At 37.7% G+C, this 832-nt stretch carries 1 protein-coding gene; it reads right to left on the bottom strand.

Features of this window, described 5'->3' with window-relative positions; all coding sequences use genetic code 11:
• Nucleotides 1–100: 100 nt before the first annotated feature.
• The coding region (locus HMPREF2811_RS10515; RefSeq protein WP_246829861.1) for an ABC transporter substrate-binding protein at nt 101–832 on the bottom strand (732 nt) is incomplete at its 5' end.

The following is an 832-nucleotide window of genomic DNA, read 5'->3' as shown; positions in this document are numbered from 1 at the left end:
TTCCGTGACCCACACCATTTGACAAAGAGCCAATAAAAAATACAAAAGACCAGACAGAATGTTATTTTTCTGTCCAGTCTTCAAATTCATTGATTCACTATTAATATGGATTTTCTGATGTCAATGTTACATCATACCATGGTGTATCTGCACCAATTTGAATATCATAGCCTTTAACACGATTATTAACCGCTACTACTGAATAACGATATAATGTTGGCATAAGAGGTAATTCATCCATAAAGTATGCTTGCCAATCATTGAAAGCTTTTTTACGGAATTCTTCATCGAATGATTCATCAGAATTAATTGCTTCTAATAACTTATCATTTTCTTCTGTTGCCCAACGTGGGAAGTTAAATGAAGCATTACGTCCAAATAGTCCTGTTGGGTTTGGATCGCCACCTGTACCCCATGCCCCTTGGAAGATTTGGATTTTTGGATCATCTGCTTTAAGAGCATCGTAGAATGAATTAAATTCCATTAATTGGCCGTCAACTAATTGAACATTAATTCCGATTTCAGCCCAAGCTTGCATGTAGTACTCAGCTAATGGTTGAGCTGTTTCGCCACCTGCCATCGATGCAAATCCTAATGTAAATGGTTCACCATTTTTATCTTCGATAAAGCCATCACCGTCTGCATCAGTATAGCCTGCATCCGCTAAGATTTGTTTTGCTTTTTCTGGGTCATAGTTGTATCCTTCAATTTCATCATTGAAGTAAGCAGTAAAGTTAGGAGTTACTGGTGAAGTTGCTCTCCAACGTAAACCATGGTAGAATCTTTCACCGATAGCATCGTTATCAACTGCATAGGCCATTGCTTGACGAAT

The organism is Globicatella sp. HMSC072A10, from assembly GCF_001811625.1.
In the GTDB taxonomy this organism is placed as follows: domain Bacteria; phylum Bacillota; class Bacilli; order Lactobacillales; family Aerococcaceae; genus Globicatella; species Globicatella sanguinis.
The sequence above is the reverse complement of the archived record's forward strand: the minus strand, read 5'-3'. Positions and strand labels throughout refer to the sequence as shown.